Below are 21,902 nucleotides of genomic sequence, written 5' to 3'. Positions count from 1 at the left end.
ATGTCCCACACTTACGCCTCCTGATCTTTCTGCCTTTTTGCCTCGTTACCTTTTTGCCTTTTGTCTATTGTCTTTTTCTATTGTCTATTGGTTTATTCAGGTTCGTAACCTAACATAAAGGTAAAGCGGGTTGCATCGCGTAACCGGCCACCCTGGGTGATCCGGTCAAAGCCCACACCGTAGTCAAACCCAAGCAAACCGAACATCGGCAGGAAGAAACGCATACCTACACCGGCACTTCTACGCAGGCGGAAAGGATCGTATGTTTTATAATCGTACCATCCGTTGGCGGCTTCAAACCAAACCATACCAAAAATGGTGCTGCTTGGGTTGGTTGTGAAAGGATACCGCAATTCAAGGGTGTACTTATTGAAAATGGTAAAGAACTGGCTGGCATTCTGCTGATCGGGATTGATCTTGGGATCAGAGTACTCATACACGGGGTAACCGCGATGCGCAATGATATCGTAACCCAGGATAAAGCTACCGTTTGCCAAACCGGCGTCACCCACCTGAAAACGTTCGAATGGTGAATAATTCAGTTTGTTGTTATACCGGCCCATAAAACCATACTTGGCTGCAGCCCGCAATACAAACTGGCGGCTTCTGTCGGCGCCCATAGCACGGCCGATAGGAATGAACCACTCGGCATTCATTCGCCATTTATGGAATTCAGGTAATTTATAACTATCCAGGTCGGTAGTATTGTTCCTGAATAATGAATAAGGTGGTGTGAACTGTCCGCTCAGTAAAAAGTTAGAACCGCTGGTGGGGAATATAGGGTTCGGACCAGCAGAATTACGGTTCAACGCAATCTTCACACTCAGGTTGTTGGAAGTACCATTGTTGAAGTCAGCAGTGAACAAACGATAATTCGTCAGTTTATACTGCGTATAACTGAGTGAATACACCAGGGTAAAGAAGTCATCGGGCCATTTCAACTGTTTACCCATTGAAATGCTGGCGCCGAAGTTTTTCAGCCTGTTGCTATCGCTGAAGAAATATCTTCCGCTGGCATCGATACCGCCGGTACGGAATACGCTCTTGTATAAGCTAAAGGTCAATGAGTTCCTTTTCTTACCACCTAACCAGGGCTCGGTAAATGAGAAGTTGTATGACTGATACGCACGGCCGTTCGATTGCACGCGCATGCTCAGCTTTTGTCCGTCACCGGTAGGTAAAGGATCCCATGCCTTTTTGTTGAAAATATTTTTAATAGAGAAGTTGTTGAACGAAACGCCGAGCGTACCGGTTAAACCGATACCACCACCCCAACCGGCGCTAAGCTCCAGCTGGTCTGAAGATTTTTCTTCAACGGTATAATGTATATCCACTGTTCCATCTTCCGGATTGGGAACAGGGTTAATGCCGATCTTTTCCTGGTTAAAGAAATTCAGCTGCGCAATTTCACGCTGAGAACGGATCAAGTCCTGACGGCTGAATTTTTCGCCGGGCAGTGTACGCAGCTCGCGACGGATAACGTGCTCTTTCGTTTTTTCGTTACCGGAAATGGTTACGTTCTTGATAGTAGCCTGCGGACCCTCTGTTAAACGGATCTCAAAATCGATGGTATCATTATATACCGCCGTTTCTACCGGTTCAATTCGGAAGAACAGGTAACCATCATCCATGTACAGGCTGCTGATATCGCCACCTTCCTGTGACATTTGTTTACCCAGTTTCTTGTTCAGGATCTCCAGGTTATACACATCCCCTTTTGCAATACCTAATAACATGGTAAGCACCGAATCTGAGTATTTGGTATTTCCTTTCCAGGTAACGTTACCAAAATAGTAGCGATGACCTTCATCTACTTTAATATCCAGTTTCAGGTTTCCTTTCTTGTTATAATACTGGGTATCGCTGACAATGGCCGCATCGCGGTAACCTAGCGAGTTATAATATTCCAGTACTTTCTCTTTATCTTCTTCGTATTTCTTGGCGTTGAATTTGGCCGAGCTGAACAATTTAAAACGGAAGTAAGGATCGAGGAATTCCTTCGTACGGGTAAGCGACAAAAAGCCGGCCTGGCTCAGATACTCTTTGAAAGAAGGCTGTTTTGTTTCACCATATGAACTTGAATCCCTGGTAGGAAACAACGTGATCTTGGTCATCTCCTTGGTACCCTTCAATTGCTTTTTCAATCGTTGTTCTCTCACCTCGTTATTACCAAAAAAGCTTACGTTATCAATACGTACTTTATGGCCTTTTTCCACACGCAGGTTCAGGATAACCGAATTCGGCAAAGCCGGATCCTGGATCTCGTCTATCTGAACCTGTGCGCTTTGAAAACCTTTTTCGGTATAATATTTTTTAATGGCTTCTTCTGCAGTTCGTTTGGTGTTCTCGGTTACCACCCGGCCGATCACCAGCCCTGTTTTTGGCTTCAGTTCGTCCTGGTCGGCTTTACGTACCCCTATGATATTGTATTTGGAAAGAGCAGGTCTTTCAAAAACCTGTATCTCAATAAATAGTTTATTGCCTTCAAGTTTGGTAAAGTAGATCTGTGCGTTTGAAAACAGGCGCTGGTTCCACAGGTTGGTAAGCGCCTTACTAAAATTATCGCCCCCCGGTATCATTACTTTATCGCCCACATTTATGCCCGCGATGGAAACAAGCAGCTGCTGATCGTACCGTTTAGTACCGGTAACAGTGATACCGCCGATAATATATTCTCTGGGTGATTTTGAGTTGAGGATGTTCTCTAATTCCGGATCGATAGACGTAGGAACTGTGTCGGAAACTACCTGGGCATGGAGTGAGCCGACTGTTAAACATGCAAATACCAGTAAAAAAATACTTAAAGTACGCGAACGCTGCATTCCGGGGAGTTTAAAGTGGAGCAAATTAAGGGGGATTTGTTAAAAGGGTTTGTTAAAAAGGACACGAATCGACGGATTCATAAAATCTTCATGAACAATTCGTAATTATCCGTTTATCTGTTCCTTTTGTACCTGCTCACCGGTCTTTCCAAACCGTCTTTCGCGCCTTTGAAAGTCGAGGATGGCTTCATACAGGTTCTCCTTCCGGAAATCGGGCCAACGAACATTGGTGAAATACAATTCTGCATAAGCTAATTGGTATAATAAAAAGTTACTGATGCGGTACTCACCGCTGGTGCGAATCATTAATTCCGGATCGGGAAAATTACTGGTAGCCAGGTATTGCTGCAGGGTGTTTTGGGTGATGGCCGCAGGATCAATTTTGCCGGCTTTTACATCTTCGGCAATAAGCTGAACGGCCTGTACCAGTTCCCAACGGCTGCTGTAACTGAGGGCCATTACCAGGTTCAAACCGGTATTCTGGCTGGTTATCTGCAGTGATTCGTTCAGTTCCTTTTGTGCATATTCGGGCAACATTTTTACGTCGCCTATCACATGCAGTTTAATGTTGTTCTTATTGAGTGTTTCTGTTTCCTTGCGAATGGTTTCTACCAACAGCTCTATGAGGCCGGTGACTTCGTATTGCGGACGATCCCAGTTTTCGGTAGAGAACGCATACAGGGTAAGGTATTCAACGCCCAGCTCGGCGCAGCCTTCTACAATGTTGCGCACACTTTCCACGCCATGAAAATGGCCGTAGAGGCGATCCTGCCCCTTTTCTTTAGCCCAGCGGCCATTCCCGTCCATAATAATTGCTATATGGCGAGGTAGTCGTTGAAGGTCAATTTGCTCCCGTAGGCTCTGCATACCCTTTTTTTGAAGGGCACAAAGGTACTAAAAACAAGTTTATGGTTGGTGGTTTATGGTTTGCCGTTAAATTCCGGAATGCAAACGGCCCGAATGCTATTCGGGCCGTTTGCCATCTAAATAGTATGTTTTATAATTAGCTGTTAATCAGTAACGAATTTAGTTCGCAGAAGGACAACGATAGGAAGTAAGGTTAAATGACAAAGTAATTTCGGCTAACACATAGGCATCCTTTTGTTTCGAGTAACCGCGCTGCCGGCCTTCAATGCCAATGATATCACCTGTTTCATAGGAGCGGTCCTGTAATAACTGGGCCGCAGATGGCGTACCATCGGGTAAGGGCGGAAATTTATCGGAGCCCACATAGGTTTTGCTCACGTCATCGAGATAATCGGTAGTGGTATAGCGGTACACCACTTCAAAGCCCAGGTTCATGCGTTCGTTCAGCGCATATTTAACCCCTACGCCAATTGGAATGCAAAAGGCCATGGTGTTATAAGGTTTCCGGTCGGGATAAGCCGCCGTGCCCTGGCCCTCGGTACCGAGTGGGCGCAGAAAATATTTATCGCCATTCAGATAGGCGAAGGGATCGTAGCTGAAAATGCCGGCGCCCACGGTTACATATGGGGTCCAGTTGTAATATGGATCGGCAGGAACAAATTTAAAGAAGTTGAAATCACCTTGCAGGGTGAGCTCGAATATATTGGAATTGAAGCTCAGGTTGCGTCTGCGTTGGTATTCGTTCTGGGTATTGTATACATCTGAATAACCCAGGCGGGCATAATGCGCTGCTACTCGCAAGGCTGTATAATTACCGAATTGTTTACGAAAGAATACTCCGAATGCGGGCTTGGGCCTGTTGAGCTTTGATCTTGTGTTCAGGTCGCCAAAATAATGTCCTGCCCCGGCCGATATCCCGAACTCACCTTGCTGAACAATACTTTCATATTGGGCGGTAACCTTTTGCACACTTAGTACGGAAATAAACAGGAGTGCTGTTACAACCAATTTCTTCATAATTCGCAATTTAAACATTAAGAACCGGAATAGCCGGTTATTTTCTTTTGTATTAAAATGTTAATTCCTGGTATCCAAGCCCCATGATAATTTGTTACGCAGGGTTTGCAGGAAATTATTTTCATTCAACCGTACCAGGCTCAGGGTAAAGGATTCGCGACGCACTGCCAGTTGTACTTTTTTATCTACGAGTTCTTTGCGCGAATCGAGCGCGCAAATAAAATGATCGGTTCGCCCTTCTATTTCAAATGAAATAATATTATCATCTGGCACTATAATGGGCCGAACGTTCAGGTTATGCGGGGCTACGGGGGTAATAACGAAACTGGAAGATTCAGGAAAAACCACAGGACCATTACAGCTTAACGAATAACCGGTTGAACCGGTTGGTGTTGCTACGATCACGCCATCAGCCCAATATGTATTTAAAAATTCACCATTGAGGTATGTGTGAATCTTTATCATGGGTGACGTATCCGTTTTATGGATAGCAAATTCATTTAATCCGTACGGAACATCGCCGAATAATGGTTTACTGGCATCCAGATGAATTAACGATCGCTTGTCGATTAGTATTGTGCGCTTCACCAGTGATTGTACCGCAATGTGCAATTCTTTACTGCCTATGCTGGCCAGAAAACCTAAACGGCCAAAATTGATGCCTAATATTGGGATATTCTTATTGCGAACCAGGGTAACGGTATCCAGCAGGGTGCCATCGCCACCCAGGCTTATTAAAAAATCGATCGATTCTGTGAGGTCGCTTGAGTCGGTGAAAACGGTGGTTTTCTCGGAGAAACGAACCGAGCTCTGGATCATCTCAAAGAAAGGTTTGTATATAACCGGCTGAATGTTTTCCCTGGCCAGCTCATCGAGCAATTGCTGCACTTTACCATACTGGTCATCATCTATAACCCGGCTATAAATAGCTACCTTCATACTATGCGGTTAAAATTTACCTGTCGGTTAAAAATCGTTCTTAATGTGTAAAAATAATCCGTTTTGTCCTAATTGGTTGAAGCTGTAATCGAGCCGCAGAATGAAGTCATAGAATGTTACAATATCTACCCCAGCGCCATAAGTATACAAGATGCGGTTCGTGAGGGAATTGTTGGTAAAGTTCTTATTATAGGAATACCCTGCATCGCCAAACACCCGGGCGTAAATGCGGAATGGTATCCGGTCATGCGATTTCGATTTAATATATGTGGGAACGCTAAACTTCAGGAACTGATGCCGGAAACTATGACGGGATAAAAATCCTGCCGCCCCGTCAATTACATAATCTTCCAGTCCGCGCAGGTACATATCGCCGTAACCAAACATCCGCTGGTTAATATAAGGCTGACTGAAGGGGAACCGCAGAGTACCCAGCAACTGCCAGCTGAAAAAATCTTTCTTACTTAGCTGAAAACCCTTGGTAGCTTTTCCCACTACCTGCCACATGTTCATTTCCTTGTTGAATCCTCTTTTCGTAATGCTTCCTTCCGCCAGCACACCGGTAAGCGGGAAAGGTTTGTAATCAACATTCACATAGCTTACGTTATAGGTTAATTCGGGAAAACTGATACGATTGCGTTGATAACCGTAGTATTTCGGGTTCAGCTCGTTAATGCGCGGGTCAACCGACTGGTGGGTATACGACAATGAAACGGAATGCACGGTTCGCAAGCCCGGGCGGTAAGTATAATCAATATGGCCCGACCATTGTTTAATGCCCTCGTTCAGCGAATCGACAAAGCGTTGCTGATTGTCGATGGTTGCATAATTGATCTCACGGTTGAACGAATACGAAAAACCTACGCGGTAACCATGTTTAAGGGTTTTATCGGCATAGGGTTGATCGTACTGAAATTGTATTTGCTGCGTATAACCGGTGATCAGCCAGAGTTTCAGCTTGTCGTTGCGGCCGGTGAAATTGTTGTAGGTGAACTTAAAACCATAGTTCACGCGATCGAGCCCATAACCCTGCTTGGCCCACTCATTCAAATTGCGGTCAACCGGTTTCAGGTAAGGGATGGGGAAAATATACCACCTTTCTTTCACCTGGATGTTAATATCAACTATATATCCCCGAAAGGATTTAAGGGATACGATCACCTCATTGAACAGCGTGGTGTTCATCAACTGCTGGCGGGAGATCTCAAATGCTTTTACCAGGTCGGGAAGGTAAATGGAGTCACCCGGTTTAAAGGGCAGCTCGCGGGTAATAATGTAAGGTTTGGTCCTTTTATTTCCTTCGATGATGATTTCGCCTACAACAAAAGGCGTAGAGTAGTTGTTACTATATTCAGATGCGACAAAACTGGTGGATTGCAAAGAATCCACAGGGGAGGGTTGGGCATACGCAAGTGCCACGCAACACAACAAATTCGCTAGTATGCAGTAAAATTTCTTTCCCATTCACATGCCCCGGCAAGCAGTTGCTTGTGTTTACAAATTTTAAAAATAAAACTGGCCGATATCCTGATGTTGTGCTAGATATTCAGATAATTCATCAAATGGTCGTAATTGTTCCGCAGCTCGTTCTCGTATAGTTCTTCGCCAAAATAATATTTCACGTTGTATTCGTATCGCTGAAACGTGGCAACAATATCAGAAATCTCGAATTTATTGATTTTTATGGCTACAAAAAAGGAACTGGTGTTATTATCCCAATAACTGTTTAACTGGGTTATTTGGGCATCATTGGTCTCTACCAGTTTGCTTAGTTCGGAGAATGAGAAATTGCGTTGCTCCATTTCCAGCACGATCAACCCGCCGGGCTCGCTGGCCCCTGTGGTTTTACCCAGTTCTTTTAACAGGTCGATGGCGGCAATACAGCCGACAAATTCATTTTCCTTGTCTACAACCGGTACGAGGGAAAGATTATAATCATTCAACATTTGTACCGCCTCAATAAAATGGGTGTTGGCGTGTACAGCTACCTTTGAAAAGTGAGTATCAAGAGATTGGAGTGTTGCGCGTTCGTCGCTGTTCATCAGGTCGTCTTCAAATACCAGGCCAAGGTATTTATCTTCTTTTACCACTGGCAGTTGCATAACATGGAACTCCGACATCAGGTCCATCGCCTGAATAACCGTATCGCTCAAATTGAGTTTGGGAATCGAACCTGATATTAAAAGTTTGTTCAGCAACTGATCAGAGTTTACCTATTATATAGTGTTATACGTAAAAAACCTGTGCCCGGTTTGTACCAAAACCAAACCAAATAAATAATTCAATAGGTATAAACCTTATTAAATTTTCCAGGTAATTACCTAACCAAATATAATAATTTATGACGACTGCATTCAGGCAACCGCTGCAGGCTCATTCAATTTTGTCAAAAATTTATGGAGTATCCGATTGAACTCATCAGGTACTTCCATCATTGGCGCATGGCCGCATTTATCGATAAAATGCAGCTCGCTGTTTGGAATTAACCGATGAAACTCCCGGCCTACAAACGGCGGGGTAATGGCATCATTATTACCCCAGATCAATAACGTGGGTTGTTTGATTTGATTGATATCTTCGCCCAGATTATTGCGGATGGCGCTTTTCGCCAGTGCAATTATTTTTATGGCTTTCAGACGGTTATTTACGATTTCGTACACCTCATCTACCAGTTCTTTGGTAGCGATCTTGGGGTCGTAAAAGGTTAACTCCGTTTTCTTCTTTATATAGTCGTAATCTCCTCGCTTGGGATAAGTGTCGCCCATACCGTTCTCAAATAAACCCGAGCTGCCGGTTAAAATGAGCGATTTAATGCGCTCGGGTTGTTTCAGCACATGTAAAATGGCTACGTGTCCGCCCAGCGAATTACCCAGCAGATGTACATTCTGGAAATCGTGGAACTCAATAAATTTATGTACGAACTTCTGCAGGCCTCCTACTGATGTATGCAAGAGGTCCATATCAAGCAATGGGAGAATGGGAACCACTACTTTATTATGGTTCTTGAAGTAATTGATCAAATCACCAAAGTTGCTGAGGGCGCCGAATAACCCATGCAGAAGTATCAGCGGTTCGCCTTCGCCTTCTTCAATATACTTGAATTTATCCACTTGTTTGATCGTATAATTCATCAGCTATGTCTGTTCAAGTCAGTCAATTAATCGCTAAAATAAACGTTTTACTGCAAATAATACATCCTTGCAGTTTTTCCACATTCAATTTTAATGTAAGCTACTGATTTTTTCACGGTTTTGCATATCACCCCTTTGGTGTGGCTAACCGGTCAAAAAAATTGCTTAGCTCTGTAAACATATTCTTAAAAGCCGGGATCAGTTTGCCGAAGCCATCTATTACCCAGGGGCCTAAGGGCTGTAACCAGGGCCAGGTAACCGAATTGGCAAGGGACTCATCGCTGATCAGCTTAACTTTTTGTACAAAGAACAGGACTACACTGAGTGTAAACATATACAAAATAGTGTACAAAATAATCCCCCCTATTTTGTTTGCCCACCCCATCATAGCCATTTCAACCGTTGATTCCAGTAAGCTGGCTGCCCATCGCACCAATATCACTACGCCTATAAAAACCACTGCAAATGAAATGAATGGCAACCACTTCGCAGATATATTAACGGAATCTTTTAAATAATCTGCTACAACAACCGATAATTTCATTGCAGCCGCTATGCCTGCAATAAACGCAAAAATGGAGAATACTGCAACAATAAGTCCACGCCGTAATCCTTTGATAACGGCCATAACCAGAAATATTAGAACTAATATATCTATGATCATAATGCTGAGGTCGGAAGCCTGAAGCCTGAGGTCTGATTTCTGATTTCGGGATTTCGAGATTTAGAGATTTCGAGATTTTCCTATGTGCGGCACGCACTAAAAATCTCAAGAAGCCCTCTCTCATTTCTGACTTCAGACCTCCGACTTCTGATTTCTGATTTCGAGATTTCGGGATTTCGGGAATTCGGGATTTCGAGACTTTCCTATGTGCGGCATGCACTAAAGATCAAGACGCCCTCTCCTACTTCGGATTTCAGACTTCAGACCTCCCACTTCCGATTTCTGATTTCTGATTTCTGATTTCGAGATTTCGGGATTTCGGGATTTCGAGATTTTCCTATGTGCGGCACGCACTAAAAATCTCAAGAAGCCCTCTCTGATTTCTGACTTCAGACCTCCGACTTCCGATTTCTGATTTTTATTTAGCCAGCAACTCTTTCACTACAGCGCTAATAGCCTTCCCATCGGCTTGGCCTGCCAGTTGTTTGGTGGCTACGCCCATTACCTTACCCATATCGGCGGGTGAACTGGCGCCGGTTTGCGTTATAATGCCGGCAATAACCGCCTTCAACTCTTCCCCGCTTAACTGCTTGGGCAGAAATTTCTCGATCACCTCAATTTCTTCCTGCTCTTTTTGTGCCAGGTCGGCGCGGTTCTGCTGCTGGTAGATCTCGAGTGAATCCTTACGCTGTTTTACCAGCTTTTGCAATAATTTAATCTCGTCTTCTTCTTTGATCTCGCCGGCTGCTCCTTCCGATGTTTTGGCCAGTAGGATAGCGGCTTTGATGGCACGCAAACTACGTAACGCTTTTTCATCTTTGGCCAGCATGGCTGTTTTCAGCTCGGCCGTGATCTTTTGTTCTAAACTCATACAGCGGCTATTTTGGATTATAATTTATTTTCCTTCAATTGAATGTCACGGAAACGGTTATAAAAATCCTTGGCAAAATTCTTCATCATATCCACCAGTTCTGTCTGGTGCGTAGCCCGGTTAAAGCTATCGGCCATGGTCATCATGGTTTGATAATAAAAGTCAGCCATTTCATCTACCATCATGTCCTTGGTCCACAGGTCCATACGCAGGGCCGATTTATCCGCGGCGTCCCAAAAAGCCAGCATCATGGCCCTGGCCTTCTGGGCCTGGTCGGCGGTGCTGTCGGTAGCTTTCCATAATATTTGGTTGGGAATATTTTTTTCGTCCAGCGCTACCTCAATAGTTATAGTAGATTGCCTCATTTTATTTTGATTATCAGTTTTTTATATTTTGGAACCGCAAAAGTACACCGATTTTTAATAGTTTTTTGTACCTGTATAGTGGTTAGCATCGGGTAATTGAAAATTAAACCGGTTGGGGCCGTCGAATGTTAAATCATATAAACGTTTTTCACAATACAGGTGTTTATTAGTTCCCCGGACTAAAAAAAGGGCCAACCCGTTGGTAAATACAAGTTTATTTGATAATTTGGTGAAATCGCTTCAAAATCTTCCAATTTTAAAAAACCTTTACCTTATTTGTTTTCCTGTATCCATGAATTGACTTTCGATCAACGCTAATCTATCTATTAAGGTTTATTTGCAGCCTGAAAAGCACAGAAGGAAGTTGTGTGGTTACCTCTTCACCGTTACATTTTGAGTGGCTTATCTCCTAGACCGGATAAATTATTTCTTCTATTATCAATCCGTGCCTTTCCAACCTGTTGCACCGTTGGAGGCATGGCCAAAATAATTAACCTGTGGAAAAACCAATCCTTTATAGATAAGGCCTTTAACAAAGGCCTTTTCTTTTTGTTAACTTACTTTGTTACTTTTGTTTACTTTATATTTATAGAATGAATAGTACTAAAGAAATGGAATATAATACTACCAGAAACCATCTGGTAATGCGTGAATATGGAAGGCATATTCAAAAAATGATTGAATACCTGGTGACGATCGAAGATCAGGAAACCCGCCAACGCAATGCTTATGCTGTGATTGAACTGATGGGCTTTCTGAACCCCCATTTAAAAAATGTAGAAGATTTCAGACATAAACTGTGGGATCACCTGTTCCTGATCTCTGATTTTAAACTGGCGGTGGATTCGCCCTACCCCATTCCTACCCGGGAAACGTTAAAATCAAGGCCTGGACCACTGCCCTATCCCAAGCGCTATCCCAAATTTTCGCACCTGGGTAAAAACCTGGAGCTGGTTATAAATAAAGCCCTGAAAGAAGAAGTGAGCGAAAAAAGACAGGGTTTTGCCAATGCCATTGCCTATTATATGAAGCTGGCTTACAATAACTGGCATAAAGAAACCGTACACGACGATGCCATCCAGGGCGAACTGACCAATATTACCGATGGCCAGCTCACCTTCACCAATACACCGTATGTGCGGCAGCATCGCCCCAACGAGAGCCGCGAACGTGAGCGTGACCGCGGAGGCTATGGCGATTACCGGAATAAACGCGGCCAGAAATTCCAGGGCCGTGGCGGACGTGATAACCGCGATGGCGGCGGCGGACGCGATAATCGCAACGACCGCGGCGGCAAGTTTAAGAAGCGCTATAAATAGAAGTCGGAGGTCCGAGGCCTGAAGTCGGAAATCTGAAATACCGAAATCAGAAATCGAATATCGGAGAGGGCTTCTTGAGATTTTTGGTGCGTGCCGCACATAGGAAAATCTCAAAATCCCGAAATCCCGAAATCAGAAATCGAATATCGGAGAGGGCTTCTTGACATTTTTAGTGCATGCTGCACATAGGAAAATCTCAAAATCCCGAAATCCCTAAATCAGAAATCGAATATCGGAGAGGGCTTCTTGACATTTTTAGTGCATGCTGCACATAGGAAAATCTCAAAATCCCGAAATCAGAAATTGATTTCAAAAGCCCAGCGATCGGGCCTAAGGATAAAAGAATAAAGAATAAATAAAACCCTGACAGTAAAACCTATTGTCGGGGTTTTATATTTGCACCTTAAATAACGGGCTACCCATCGAGGGTCATAAAAACCAGCACAAGTATCTATGAATTCCTTTGAAGTCATCGGCGGTAAAAAATTAAAAGGTGAAATAGTTCCGCAGGGCGCCAAGAACGAAGCATTGCAGATCATCAGTGCCGTATTACTTACGCCCCAGAAGATCACCATCACCAATATTCCCGACATTTTAGATGTAAACCTGCTCATTGAACTGCTGGGCGAAATGAATGTAAAGATCGAACGCCCGCAACGCGATACCTGCATCTTTCAGGCCGATGATGTAAATGTAGATTACCTGCGCAGTGACGCCTATAAACAAAAAAGCGGTCGCCTGCGGGGCTCCGTTATGCTGGCCGGCCCCATGCTGGCCCGGTTCAGAAAAGCCTATATTCCCAAACCCGGTGGCGATAAAATTGGCCGCCGCCGGCTCGATACCCATATCATAGGGTTCGAAAAACTGGGCGCCTCCTTTAACTACCTGCCCGAAGATGGCTTTTTTGAACTTCAGGCTCCCAACCTGAAAGGCACTTACCTCATGCTCGATGAACCTTCCGTTACCGGAACCGCCAACATCGTTATGGCAGCGGTTATGGCCGAAGGTGTTACCACCATTTATAACGCCGCCTGCGAACCGTATATCCAGCAGTTGTGCAAAATGCTCAACCGCATGGGCGCCAGGATCAGCGGTATTGGCAGCAACCTGCTCACGATTGAAGGCGTACCCGCTTTACAGGGCACCGAACACCGGATGTTACCTGATATGATAGAGATCGGTTCTTTTATCGGACTGGCCGCCATGACGCAAAGCGACATCACCATTAAAAATGCCGGCATTGAACACCTGGGCATTATTCCCGATAAATTCAGGCAGTTGGGCATTCAGTTACAATTTGAAGGCGACGATATTCATGTGCCGGCGCAGGAAGTATACGAAATTCAGACTTTCCTCGATGGCTCGGTGCTCACTATTTACGATCACCCCTGGCCGGGTTTTACCCCCGACCTGCTGAGTATTGTGCTGGTAGTAGCTACCCAGGCGCGTGGCAGTGTGCTCATCCATCAAAAGATGTTCGAAAGCCGTTTGTTCTTTGTAGATAAGCTGCTTGATATGGGTGCGCAGATCATTTTGTGCGACCCCCATCGCGCCGCTGTAATTGGCCTCGGCCGCGAGCAAAAACTGCGGGGAATACAGATGAGCAGCCCCGATATCAGGGCCGGTGTATCGCTGCTGATCGCAGCCCTGAGCGCCGATGGTAAAAGCGTGATCCAGAATATTGAGCAGATAGACCGCGGTTACCAGTATATTGATAAACGCCTGCAACAGCTGGGCGCAGATATAAAACGGATATAAGAATTGGTTAGCAGGTTGCAGCTTGCCTCGATGCGTAACCTGTAACAAAATAATAAACTATAAATTCGTACATGCCCTTTCAACCCAACAACAAGATCATCATTATAACCGCTCCCTCAGGCGCCGGTAAAACCTCTATTACCCATTTCCTGTTGAAGAAGTTTCCCCAGTTGTCTTTTTCCATATCTGCAGCCACCCGTAAAAGAAGGGAGAATGAAACAGAAGGGAAAGATTATTATTTTATGGCTGAAGAAGAATTTAACCAGAAGATCCAGCACAATGAGTTTGTAGAATGGGAAATGGTGTATGAAGGCAAAAAATATGGTACGCTCAAATCGGAACTCGAACGCATCTGGAACAACCAGCAGGTACCCGTACTGGATATTGATGTAAAAGGCGCGATTCACGTACAGCAGCAATACCCCGGCACTACCCTGTCGATATTTGTTGATCCGCCTTCTGTAGACGAATTAAAACGCCGTTTAAGTTCCAGGGGCACCGAAACCGAGGAAAGCCTGCAGCAAAGGATCAACAAGGCCTCCTACGAAATATCGTTCAAACACCACTTTACGGCAATAATCCTGAACGACAACCTCGAGCGGGCCTGCCAACATGCCCAGCAGGTAGTTCAACAGTTCCTGGAGTCATGAACCGGCAAACACACAATTCCCTTAAAAGACAGATAAGTTCCTGAGTGCCTGCTCCGGCCCTGGCAGGCCGGAAACCTGGAACCTGCAATGGTGTTACCGTACCTGGTATCCGGAACCCTGAAACCGGTAACAGGCATTGATTCTTGCGCTTTTTTTATATTTTCGTAACCCGAACTATGGATTTTCTTACCATTATAGGCATTTGCATTGGCATAGCCTTTTTGTTGGTCGCCTATTTCGCTGGTATCGAGGTAGCTTTTACCTCAGCTAACCGGCTGAATATCGAATTGAAAAAGAAGCAGGGCGCCAGCAGTGGTATACTGTTATCAAACCTGTTCGACAATCCCTCGCGTTTCATAGGCACCAATGTAGTAGGTTTCAGCTTTTTTCTCACCATCGTCATATTATTAGGGTCTGAGTTCTGGAATGAGGTGCTGAACTGGTACAAGATGGACTTTTCCAGTCGTTCATTCATCACCTTTTTCCGGCTGATCATAGAAATTATTCTTTCTTGGCTCATCATCATCCTGCTGGGCGAGTGTATCCCAAAAGCCATTTTCAAGGCTAAAAGCGATTCCCTGCTTTCCTTTTCGGCCCGTGTAGGCCTGCTGGGTTTCTTCGACTCGTTATTTTACTGGATAGCCGCCGCCTTCGTAAAGCTGTCGATCTTTATTCTGAATGTGATCTTTGATATGCGCATCGACAAGCGCAAGGAACCTTTTTCACGCAGCGACCTCGATCATTTCTTTCAGCAGACCAGCGAGTACGACAGCGACGGCGCCGACATGAATACGGAGCTGTTCGAAAACGCCCTGTCGTTACCCAAGATCAAGGTACGTGAATGCCTGGTGCCCCGTAAGGAAATTGAAGCTATTGAGTTGAATACCACGGTAGAGGACGCCCGCAAAAAGTTTATTTCAACCAAGTTGAGCAAACTCATTGTATATGGTGGCAATATCGACCAGATCCTCGGTTATATTCACCAGCTCGATCTGTTTAAACAGCCGGACCATATCAAGGAGATCCTGCTGCCCATTCCCGCCATCCCCGAAAGTATGAGCGCCACCGACCTCATCAATAAATTCACCCGCGAACGCAAAAGTATTGCCTGGGTAGTAGATGAATTTGGCGGCACAGCCGGCGTTGTTACCATGGAAGACCTGCTGGAAGAGATCTTCGGGGAAATTAAGGACGAGTACGACGTGGAAGAGTTTGAAGAGAAAATGATCTCTGAAGACGAGTACATTTTATCGGGCCGCCTCGAGCTGGATTATTTGATAGAAAAATACAAACTGGAGTTTCCCGAGAACGACTCGGAGACCCTCTCAGGCTTTATCATTCACCAGCACGAAACCATACCCCGCCTGAAGGAACGTATTATCATTGGTAATTATGAATTCGAGATCCTGAATGTGAGCGATACCCGCATTGAAATGGTGCGGCTCAAAATCCTGAAATAGCAATAAAATTCCGCAAATAAATCATTCTCAATCACCTGCTGCCCGCTTTCGATTTCAAACCCTTAACAAGCTTTCTGTGAATTCCAATCTGATAAGCCTTAAATTTGCCCCGCTTTTACTATTTTTCAGACTTTATGCGATCCTATGGCGATGACCTTTTTAGAAAGAAGGAGTAATGACAGCGAGATGACCTTTATCGATCATCTTGAGGAACTACGCTGGCATATAATGCGTTCTGTGCTGGCGATTTTGATAGCGGCGATAGTTATTTTTATCAATATCGACTGGGTATTTGATAATGTTGTAATGGGGCCTGTGCGCAATAATTTTGTTTCGTACCGGCTGCTGTGTGATTTTAGTCATTTCCTGCATATTGGCGATGCGCTTTGTATGCCGCCAATTCCCCCGGGCTATAAACTGCTGGGTAATACGGTTAGCGGTCCGTTTATGTCGGCCATTCAGATCGGCATCATCGGCGGTTTTATATTTGCCTTTCCTTACATCTTCTGGGAATTCTGGAAATTCGTGAAACCGGCTTTATCGCCCAAGGAGTTAAAGTATTCCCGGAACGCCATATTCTTTGTTTCACTATGCTTTTTCCTGGGGGCTGCCTTCGGCTATTTTGTGCTCGGTCCTTTTACTTTTAACTTCCTGGCCAACTTTACCTTGGGCAAATCGCAGTTGTATGAATACAAGCCGGCCCTGGGCGACTATATCGATAACCTGGTAAATATCATTTTAGGCTGCGGTATCGCCTTTGAACTGCCTGTTCTGTCATACGTGCTTACCAAGGTGGGTTTAATTACACCGCAATTCCTGACCACTTATCGCAAATACGCTTATGTGGCCATCCTGATGGTGGCGGCCATTATTACTCCCTCGCCCGACTGGACCAGCCAGATGATCGTATTCCTGCCGCTGGTCTTCCTGTATGAGTTAAGCATCATCGTTTCAAAACGTGTATTTAAAAAAGAACAGGAAGAAGAGGATAACTGGCAATAAGAATCCGGAACAATCGTATAAATAGTTAATATAATCAATATATGTTCGATCTCTCAAGACCAATAGCCATCGGCAGCGATCACGCCGGGTTTGAGTATAAAGAGGCTATTGTAAAATGGTTAACGGAAAAAGGCTACCAGGTTAGCGACAAAGGCGTTGACGCCAATAAATCGGTTGACTATCCCGATTACGCCCATCCCGTTGCCGAATCAGTAGAAAAAGGCGAAGCCGCTTTTGGTATTTTATTATGCGGAAGCGCCAACGGTGTTTGCATTACCGCCAATAAACACCAGGGCATTCGGGCCGGTTTGTCATTTGAAACGGAAGTGGCCAGGTTGATCCGCCAGCATAATGACGCCAATGTCATTTGTATTCCCGCCCGCTTTGTGTCGCTGGAATATGCCAAACAAATGCTCGACATCTTTATAACCACGCCATTCGAAGGTGGGCGTCACCAGACGAGAGTAAATAAGATCTCCTGCAATTAATGCATCATATAACGGCCCCGCAACAACGGGGCCGTCTTGTTTACCGAAAGTGCTGTGCATAAAAAAACCCCGACAGTATTGCCGGGGTCTGTTACAGCAATTAAATAAGTTACCAACCTAATACATAAGCAAAAATGAGCGGCGCTACAATGGTAGCATCACTTTCAACAATGTATTTTGGCGTATTGATATCCAGTTTGCCCCAGGTGATCTTCTCGTTGGGAACAGCGCCGGAATAAGAACCGTAAGAAGTCGTAGAATCAGAGATCTGGCAGAAATAATTCCAGAAAGGAACATCATGCCATTCCAGGTCCTGGTACATCATGGGCACCACGCAAATGGGGAAATCACCGGCGATACCGCCACCGATCTGGAAGAAGCCAACGCCTTTGCCCGCACTGTTGTTACGGTACCAGTCGGCCAGCCATACCATGTACTCGATACCGCTCTTCATGGTAGTAGCCTTGATCTCATTTTTAATTACATAAGAAGCGAAGATGTTGCCGAGTGTGCTGTCTTCCCAGCCACCTACAACAATGGGCAGGTTCTTTTCAGCAGCAGCGATCATCCAGCTGTCTTTGGTATTGATCTGGTAATTCTTTTCCATTACCTTACTCAGTAACAGCTTATACATAAACTCATGCGGAAAATACCGCTCGCCTTTGGCATCGGCATCTTTCCACAGTTTTACAATGTTATGCTGAATGCTGCGAAAAGCCTCTTCTTCCGGAATGCAGGTATCGGTAACGCGGTTCAGCCCCTGCTCCAGCAACTCCCATTCCTGTTGAGGGGTAAGATCACGGTAGTTGGGAATACGTTTATAGTGATCATGAGCCACGAGGTTCATGATATCTTCTTCGAGATTGGCGCCGGTGCAGCTGATAATATGCACTTTGTCCTGACGGATCATTTCGGCCAGTGACACACCCAGTTCGGCAGTACTCATAGCACCTGCCAGCGTAACCATCATCTTTCCACCTTCCAGTAAATGGGTTTCATATCCTTTGGCGGCATCTACCAGCGCAGCTGCATTGAAATGCCGGTAATGATGCTGTATAAATTGCGAAATGGGACCTTTACTCATGATAGTTTTTTATGTGGCGGCAAAGGTAGGGAATCAATTGGCAATAGACAATGGACAATTGGCAAAATGCCAACCTGAAACACTTACAGGTTATAAGGTTCAGCTTACTGGTGTATATTTCAAACCTAAGGACAAAGATCAAAGTGCCTCAAACCATGGCACCTGGAACTTCACTTCGCGAGGCCTGAGTCAAAACCCGGTAACCGGCAACCGTTACCAACAATGAAGGCCCCCGAAAAATCGGGAGCCTTTTCTTTCCAACTAAAACCAACTATAAGAAAAAAACTTAATTATCGATTTGTTTCTTCTCTTTTTTAAATGTGTCCCAGCCATAATTCCCATTCGACTTCAGGATGATCTTATGATCGCTGTCCTCTAAAGTCAGGTAATACACATTCTCGTTATGATTGGCTATTTCAAAGAGATCAGTGATCCAGTATTTACTGTAATTTTTCTTTACGTCGGTGAGCAGGTTCATGGGCAGCTGGCCCGATACAATATTACGCGTTACACCCAACAGCGTTCCGTCAAGCGAATAATACGCATGTACCACCTGTTCATTCAAGGTAAAACTCGCTTTTACGAATTCTTTTGAACGAACCCATTGCACATGCTGTGCGCCAGTAAAATCTTTTTGGAAAGACTTAATGATCTTGTCACTTACTTCTTCATTACCGTTGGCAAATGCACTGCTGATGGCGGTTATAAGAATAAACACGCCAAGGAGAATTTTGTTTTTCATGATGCTAATTTTTGCTTTTGATTTCAATTAATACCAGGCAATATGATGCACCCTGGCTATATGGATGCCAGCCTGGTTGATGTTATTTTTAAATTATCTTTCTAAGAGGTATGAATTATAGGTAGCTGCTTTCGGGAAATTATTACAGGTACCGGAAGGATCTTTTTGGGAGCTTAAGTTTCCCCGGTCTTAGGCATTGTGCACCCCTGGTTACACAATGCAATAAACGAAGCAAAATACTTTTTCATGGCTATACTTTTTAATGCTGACTGACCCGTTGCTTTATTGATTAGTCGACACAAAAGTAAAAGAGGTTACACAGGTATCACGAAAATTATGATTAATGGTACATTACGTTAAACGAGGTTAAACAAAACGCCATTCCGATTGTTACAGATATCAGCGAAATGCACTCTGGTAAAGGGTTGCAGTCAATTCTTTAAATATTTCCTAAAACAAGGTTAACTGATCGTTAAAAAGGAATTGTGGAAATTAATGGACGAACAGGATTGTATTTTATTCATTCTTTTTTGCTGTTTTATTACGCAAACCGGCCATAAAACATTATATTGTCATTATAACAATCAACATTCTTGAATTACCTGGCGCACGCATATTTATCCTTTAATCAACCGGCTGTTCTGGCCGGAAACCTCTTCAGTGATTTTGTGAAGGGGAAGCAGGTGAATCAGTATCCTGAAGAGATACGGAAGGGCATTTTGCTGCACCGAGCCATTGATTCCTTCACCGATGAACATCCTGCTACGCGGGAAGCCAAGATCATCTTCAAGCCTTATTACCGTTTATACAGCGCTGCTTTTATTGATGTAAGCTATGATCATTTTCTGGCTAACGACTGGCAGCAATTTACCGACGACTCCTTACAGGAATTCTCACAACAGGTATATGTTTCGCTGGACAAATACCTGGATGTTTTTCCCGAACCGTTCAGGCAGCTGTTCCCTTACATGAAACAATACAACTGGCTGTACAATTATCGCAACAGGTCGGGCATTGAGCGCAGCTTTGCAGGCGTCGTGCACCGGTCGCAGTATTTAACAGACAGCCAAACAGCTTTTAAATTGTTTGAAGACAATTATCATAAGCTGGAGCAGTACTATGCAGATTTCTTCCCTGCACTGCATAAGTTCACCCGCACTACATTAGAAAGAATGTAAGCGAGGGGTTAAAATCTTTTTAAAAAGTTATTCACGCCGCAGGAATTTTTCTTTCCCAATCGTTTAATGAATACAAAGTGTTAGCAGGGAATCCTGTTAACTTTTATTTTTGCCGATTATTTACGAATGCAGGGAATGCAGCATCGTTTTCCCATGGAATACACCGGGCAATACAACGCATTACCTGCATTAAGCCGTCTTAAAACCTAAATATTACGAAGATGAAGCAGTTGGTGGTTTTAATTGTTGGATTAACCGTGTTTTGTGCGACCGTAGATGCTCAGTTTAAAGCGCCGGCCCTGGATAAATCACCGATGGACCTCAGTTATTTTCCGGCCAATTTTCCCGTTCTGAAGATCCAGAACAAAGCCACCGAACCCCTGTTGGCCCGGGTATTGTACAGCAGGCCACAAAAAAATGGCCGGACTGTATTTGGCGACCTGATCGAATATGGACAGATCTGGCGGCTGGGCGCCAACGAATGCACTGAGATTGAATTGTATAAAGATGTAAAAATTGATAATGCGCGCCTGAAAAAGGGCCGTTACAGCATCTACGCCATTCCTTATCAGGATAAATGGACGCTGATCTTTAACAGAGAAACCGATATTTGGGGCGCTTTTCAATACGACGATAAAAAGGACGTGTTGCGTACAGATGTGAAACTGGAAAAACAACAGGAACCAATCGAGGCTTTTACCCTGCTTTTCGATAAAACAGATTCCGGCGCCAATATGATCATGGCCTGGGACAATGTAAAAGCCACATTGCCGATCACCTTTATAAAATAACATCATGTTTCAAACCAGGCCGTTTATTAAGCTTTGCTGTTTAGTTTGGATTTTAGCCATTGTAACGGGTTGTGATCACAATGCTACTTCTGGAAGTAACACCGTAACAATTAATCCCAACGTAACTACCACCAAACCTACTGAAAAGGATCCGCAGCCTGGCCTGGATAAATCACCAATGGATATGGCCTATTATCCGGTCGATTATCCTAAATTGAAAATGTCGGGCAGTGTGAACGAGCCGCCTGTAGCCCGCGTCGTATACAGCAGGCCGCAAAAAAATCATCGTTCAATTTTTGGTGACATAATAAAGTATGGTTCCCAATGGCGCCTGGGCGCAAATGAAGCGTCGGAGATCGAATTCTTCAGGGACGTGATCATCACAGAGAAGAAAGTACAAAAAGGCCGTTACGTTATTTACTGCATTCCCCAGGAAAATACCTGGACGGTTGTATTGAACAGCGATCTGTACACCTGGGGCCTGAAGATCGATACTACAAAAGACGAATATAAATTCACCATCCCCATAGAAAAGACCCGTTTCCCTTACGAGCTGTTCACCATGGAATTTGAAAAGGCCGGTAAAGGCATGCAGCTGGTCATGGAATGGGACAGTATCAAGGCAACCTTACCAATCACCTGGTAAAAAATTCGGGATTTCTGATTTCTGGATTTCTGATATTTGGATTTCCCGATTTCGCGATTCGGAGGGTTCAAATCCCGGCAAATCTTAACATCCTGCAATCCCGAAATC

The 21,902-nt window shown here is 44.4% G+C and carries 21 protein-coding genes; 9 read left to right on the top strand and 12 right to left on the bottom strand.

Going from position 1 to position 21,902, the window contains the following annotated elements:
* Nucleotides 1-92 precede the first annotated feature (92 nt).
* From JUB15_RS06245 to gldC, 10 genes are all read right to left on the bottom strand, one after another.
* Nucleotides 93-2,822, bottom strand: coding sequence for a BamA/OMP85 family outer membrane protein (locus JUB15_RS06245; RefSeq protein ID WP_207511472.1), 2,730 nt, complete (start codon nt 2,820-2,822; stop codon nt 93-95).
* Nucleotides 2,823-2,927: 105 nt separating this feature from the next.
* Entirely contained in the window at nt 2,928-3,689 is a 762-nt protein-coding gene (gene uppS, locus JUB15_RS06240) for an undecaprenyl pyrophosphate synthase (RefSeq protein WP_207511471.1), read from the bottom strand.
* Between the two features lie 159 nt (nt 3,690-3,848).
* Nucleotides 3,849-4,706 (bottom strand): type IX secretion system protein PorG, encoded by an 858-nt coding sequence (gene porG / locus JUB15_RS06235; protein WP_207511470.1) that lies wholly within the window; start codon nt 4,704-4,706, stop codon nt 3,849-3,851.
* 60 nt (nt 4,707-4,766) lie between these two features.
* A complete protein-coding gene (locus JUB15_RS06230) occupies nt 4,767-5,645 on the bottom strand; it encodes an NAD kinase (RefSeq protein ID WP_207511469.1) in 879 nt (292 codons plus the stop codon).
* A gap of 27 nt (nt 5,646-5,672) precedes the next feature.
* A complete protein-coding gene (locus JUB15_RS06225) occupies nt 5,673-7,034 on the bottom strand; it encodes a POTRA domain-containing protein (protein WP_207511468.1) in 1,362 nt (453 codons plus the stop codon).
* 149 nt (nt 7,035-7,183) lie between these two features.
* Entirely contained in the window at nt 7,184-7,843 is a 660-nt protein-coding gene (locus tag JUB15_RS06220) for a CBS domain-containing protein (RefSeq protein ID WP_207511467.1), read from the bottom strand.
* 156 nt (nt 7,844-7,999) lie between these two features.
* Nucleotides 8,000-8,776: an alpha/beta fold hydrolase gene (locus tag JUB15_RS06215; RefSeq protein WP_207511466.1), complete on the bottom strand. Its 777-nt coding sequence runs from the start codon at nt 8,774-8,776 to the stop codon at nt 8,000-8,002.
* A gap of 127 nt (nt 8,777-8,903) precedes the next feature.
* Nucleotides 8,904-9,440 carry a CvpA family protein gene (locus JUB15_RS06210; RefSeq protein ID WP_207511465.1) on the bottom strand — a complete coding sequence of 179 codons (537 nt, stop codon included), beginning with the start codon at nt 9,438-9,440 and terminating at the stop codon, nt 8,904-8,906.
* Between the two features lie 418 nt (nt 9,441-9,858).
* Complete coding sequence (locus JUB15_RS06205; protein WP_207511464.1) at nt 9,859-10,311, bottom strand: GatB/YqeY domain-containing protein; 453 nt, start codon at nt 10,309-10,311, stop codon at nt 9,859-9,861.
* 17 nt (nt 10,312-10,328) lie between these two features.
* Nucleotides 10,329-10,676 (bottom strand): gliding motility protein GldC, encoded by a 348-nt coding sequence (gene gldC, locus JUB15_RS06200; protein ID WP_207511463.1) that lies wholly within the window; start codon nt 10,674-10,676, stop codon nt 10,329-10,331.
* Nucleotides 10,677-11,269: 593 nt separating this feature from the next.
* Here gldC and JUB15_RS06195 point away from each other — a divergent pair.
* The 6 genes from JUB15_RS06195 (at nt 11,270) to rpiB (ending at nt 17,353) form a co-directional block, all read left to right on the top strand.
* Nucleotides 11,270-11,995, top strand: a complete 726-nt coding sequence (locus JUB15_RS06195) for a DUF4290 domain-containing protein (protein WP_242696216.1) — start codon at nt 11,270-11,272, stop codon at nt 11,993-11,995.
* A gap of 453 nt (nt 11,996-12,448) precedes the next feature.
* Nucleotides 12,449-13,753, top strand: coding sequence for a UDP-N-acetylglucosamine 1-carboxyvinyltransferase (gene murA / locus JUB15_RS06190; RefSeq protein WP_207511462.1), 1,305 nt, complete (start codon nt 12,449-12,451; stop codon nt 13,751-13,753).
* 71 nt (nt 13,754-13,824) lie between these two features.
* Entirely contained in the window at nt 13,825-14,403 is a 579-nt protein-coding gene (gene gmk / locus JUB15_RS06185; RefSeq protein ID WP_207511461.1) for a guanylate kinase, read from the top strand.
* A gap of 176 nt (nt 14,404-14,579) precedes the next feature.
* On the top strand, nt 14,580-15,863 hold the full coding sequence (locus tag JUB15_RS06180; RefSeq protein WP_207511460.1) for a hemolysin family protein: 1,284 nt from the start codon (nt 14,580-14,582) through the stop codon (nt 15,861-15,863).
* Between the two features lie 150 nt (nt 15,864-16,013).
* Nucleotides 16,014-16,865, top strand: a complete 852-nt coding sequence (gene tatC / locus JUB15_RS06175; RefSeq protein ID WP_242696215.1) for a twin-arginine translocase subunit TatC — start codon at nt 16,014-16,016, stop codon at nt 16,863-16,865.
* Between the two features lie 41 nt (nt 16,866-16,906).
* The gene (gene rpiB, locus JUB15_RS06170) at nt 16,907-17,353 is read left to right on the top strand and encodes a ribose 5-phosphate isomerase B (protein WP_207511458.1); all 447 of its coding nucleotides are present in this window, start codon (nt 16,907-16,909) and stop codon (nt 17,351-17,353) included.
* Between the two features lie 109 nt (nt 17,354-17,462).
* On the opposite strand, the gene JUB15_RS06165 is transcribed toward rpiB, so the two are convergent.
* Together JUB15_RS06165 and JUB15_RS06160 are read right to left on the bottom strand one after the other, a co-directional pair.
* Nucleotides 17,463-18,437: a deoxyhypusine synthase family protein gene (locus JUB15_RS06165; RefSeq protein WP_207511457.1), complete on the bottom strand. Its 975-nt coding sequence runs from the start codon at nt 18,435-18,437 to the stop codon at nt 17,463-17,465.
* Nucleotides 18,438-18,723: 286 nt separating this feature from the next.
* Nucleotides 18,724-19,179: a hypothetical protein gene (locus JUB15_RS06160; RefSeq protein ID WP_207511456.1), complete on the bottom strand. Its 456-nt coding sequence runs from the start codon at nt 19,177-19,179 to the stop codon at nt 18,724-18,726.
* Nucleotides 19,180-19,772: 593 nt separating this feature from the next.
* Here JUB15_RS06160 and JUB15_RS06155 point away from each other — a divergent pair.
* The 3 genes from JUB15_RS06155 to JUB15_RS06145 all read left to right on the top strand — a co-directional run bounded on the left by JUB15_RS06155 (nt 19,773) and on the right by JUB15_RS06145 (nt 21,794).
* Entirely contained in the window at nt 19,773-20,357 is a 585-nt protein-coding gene (locus JUB15_RS06155; protein WP_207511455.1) for an acyl carrier protein phosphodiesterase, read from the top strand.
* 221 nt (nt 20,358-20,578) lie between these two features.
* Nucleotides 20,579-21,148 carry a DUF2911 domain-containing protein gene (locus JUB15_RS06150; protein ID WP_207511454.1) on the top strand — a complete coding sequence of 190 codons (570 nt, stop codon included), beginning with the start codon at nt 20,579-20,581 and terminating at the stop codon, nt 21,146-21,148.
* Nucleotides 21,149-21,152: 4 nt separating this feature from the next.
* Entirely contained in the window at nt 21,153-21,794 is a 642-nt protein-coding gene (locus JUB15_RS06145) for a DUF2911 domain-containing protein (protein ID WP_207511453.1), read from the top strand.
* The last annotated feature ends 108 nt before the right edge of the window (nt 21,795-21,902 follow it).

Source organism: Longitalea luteola, assembly GCF_017356035.1.
Lineage (GTDB): Bacteria > Bacteroidota > Bacteroidia > Chitinophagales > Chitinophagaceae > Niastella > Niastella luteola.
This window is presented reverse-complemented; position numbering and strand designations above follow the sequence as displayed.

Coding starts and splice junctions, on each gene's coding strand:
- murA (WP_207511462.1), top strand. CDS start 12,449: ATGAATTCCTTTGAAGTCATCGGCGGTAAAAAATTAAAAGGTGAAATA.
- JUB15_RS06160 (WP_207511456.1), bottom strand. CDS start 19,179: ATGAAAAACAAAATTCTCCTTGGCGTGTTTATTCTTATAACCGCCATC.
- JUB15_RS06150 (WP_207511454.1), top strand. CDS start 20,579: ATGAAGCAGTTGGTGGTTTTAATTGTTGGATTAACCGTGTTTTGTGCG.
- gldC (WP_207511463.1), bottom strand. CDS start 10,676: ATGAGGCAATCTACTATAACTATTGAGGTAGCGCTGGACGAAAAAAAT.
- porG (WP_207511470.1), bottom strand. CDS start 4,706: ATGAAGAAATTGGTTGTAACAGCACTCCTGTTTATTTCCGTACTAAGT.
- gmk (WP_207511461.1), top strand. CDS start 13,825: ATGCCCTTTCAACCCAACAACAAGATCATCATTATAACCGCTCCCTCA.
- uppS (WP_207511471.1), bottom strand. CDS start 3,689: ATGCAGAGCCTACGGGAGCAAATTGACCTTCAACGACTACCTCGCCAT.
- tatC (WP_242696215.1), top strand. CDS start 16,014: ATGACCTTTTTAGAAAGAAGGAGTAATGACAGCGAGATGACCTTTATC.
- JUB15_RS06165 (WP_207511457.1), bottom strand. CDS start 18,437: ATGAGTAAAGGTCCCATTTCGCAATTTATACAGCATCATTACCGGCAT.
- JUB15_RS06230 (WP_207511469.1), bottom strand. CDS start 5,645: ATGAAGGTAGCTATTTATAGCCGGGTTATAGATGATGACCAGTATGGT.
- JUB15_RS06145 (WP_207511453.1), top strand. CDS start 21,153: ATGTTTCAAACCAGGCCGTTTATTAAGCTTTGCTGTTTAGTTTGGATT.
- JUB15_RS06215 (WP_207511466.1), bottom strand. CDS start 8,776: ATGAATTATACGATCAAACAAGTGGATAAATTCAAGTATATTGAAGAA.
- JUB15_RS06210 (WP_207511465.1), bottom strand. CDS start 9,440: ATGATCATAGATATATTAGTTCTAATATTTCTGGTTATGGCCGTTATC.
- JUB15_RS06195 (WP_242696216.1), top strand. CDS start 11,270: ATGAATAGTACTAAAGAAATGGAATATAATACTACCAGAAACCATCTG.
- JUB15_RS06205 (WP_207511464.1), bottom strand. CDS start 10,311: ATGAGTTTAGAACAAAAGATCACGGCCGAGCTGAAAACAGCCATGCTG.
- JUB15_RS06180 (WP_207511460.1), top strand. CDS start 14,580: ATGGATTTTCTTACCATTATAGGCATTTGCATTGGCATAGCCTTTTTG.
- JUB15_RS06245 (WP_207511472.1), bottom strand. CDS start 2,822: ATGCAGCGTTCGCGTACTTTAAGTATTTTTTTACTGGTATTTGCATGT.
- rpiB (WP_207511458.1), top strand. CDS start 16,907: ATGTTCGATCTCTCAAGACCAATAGCCATCGGCAGCGATCACGCCGGG.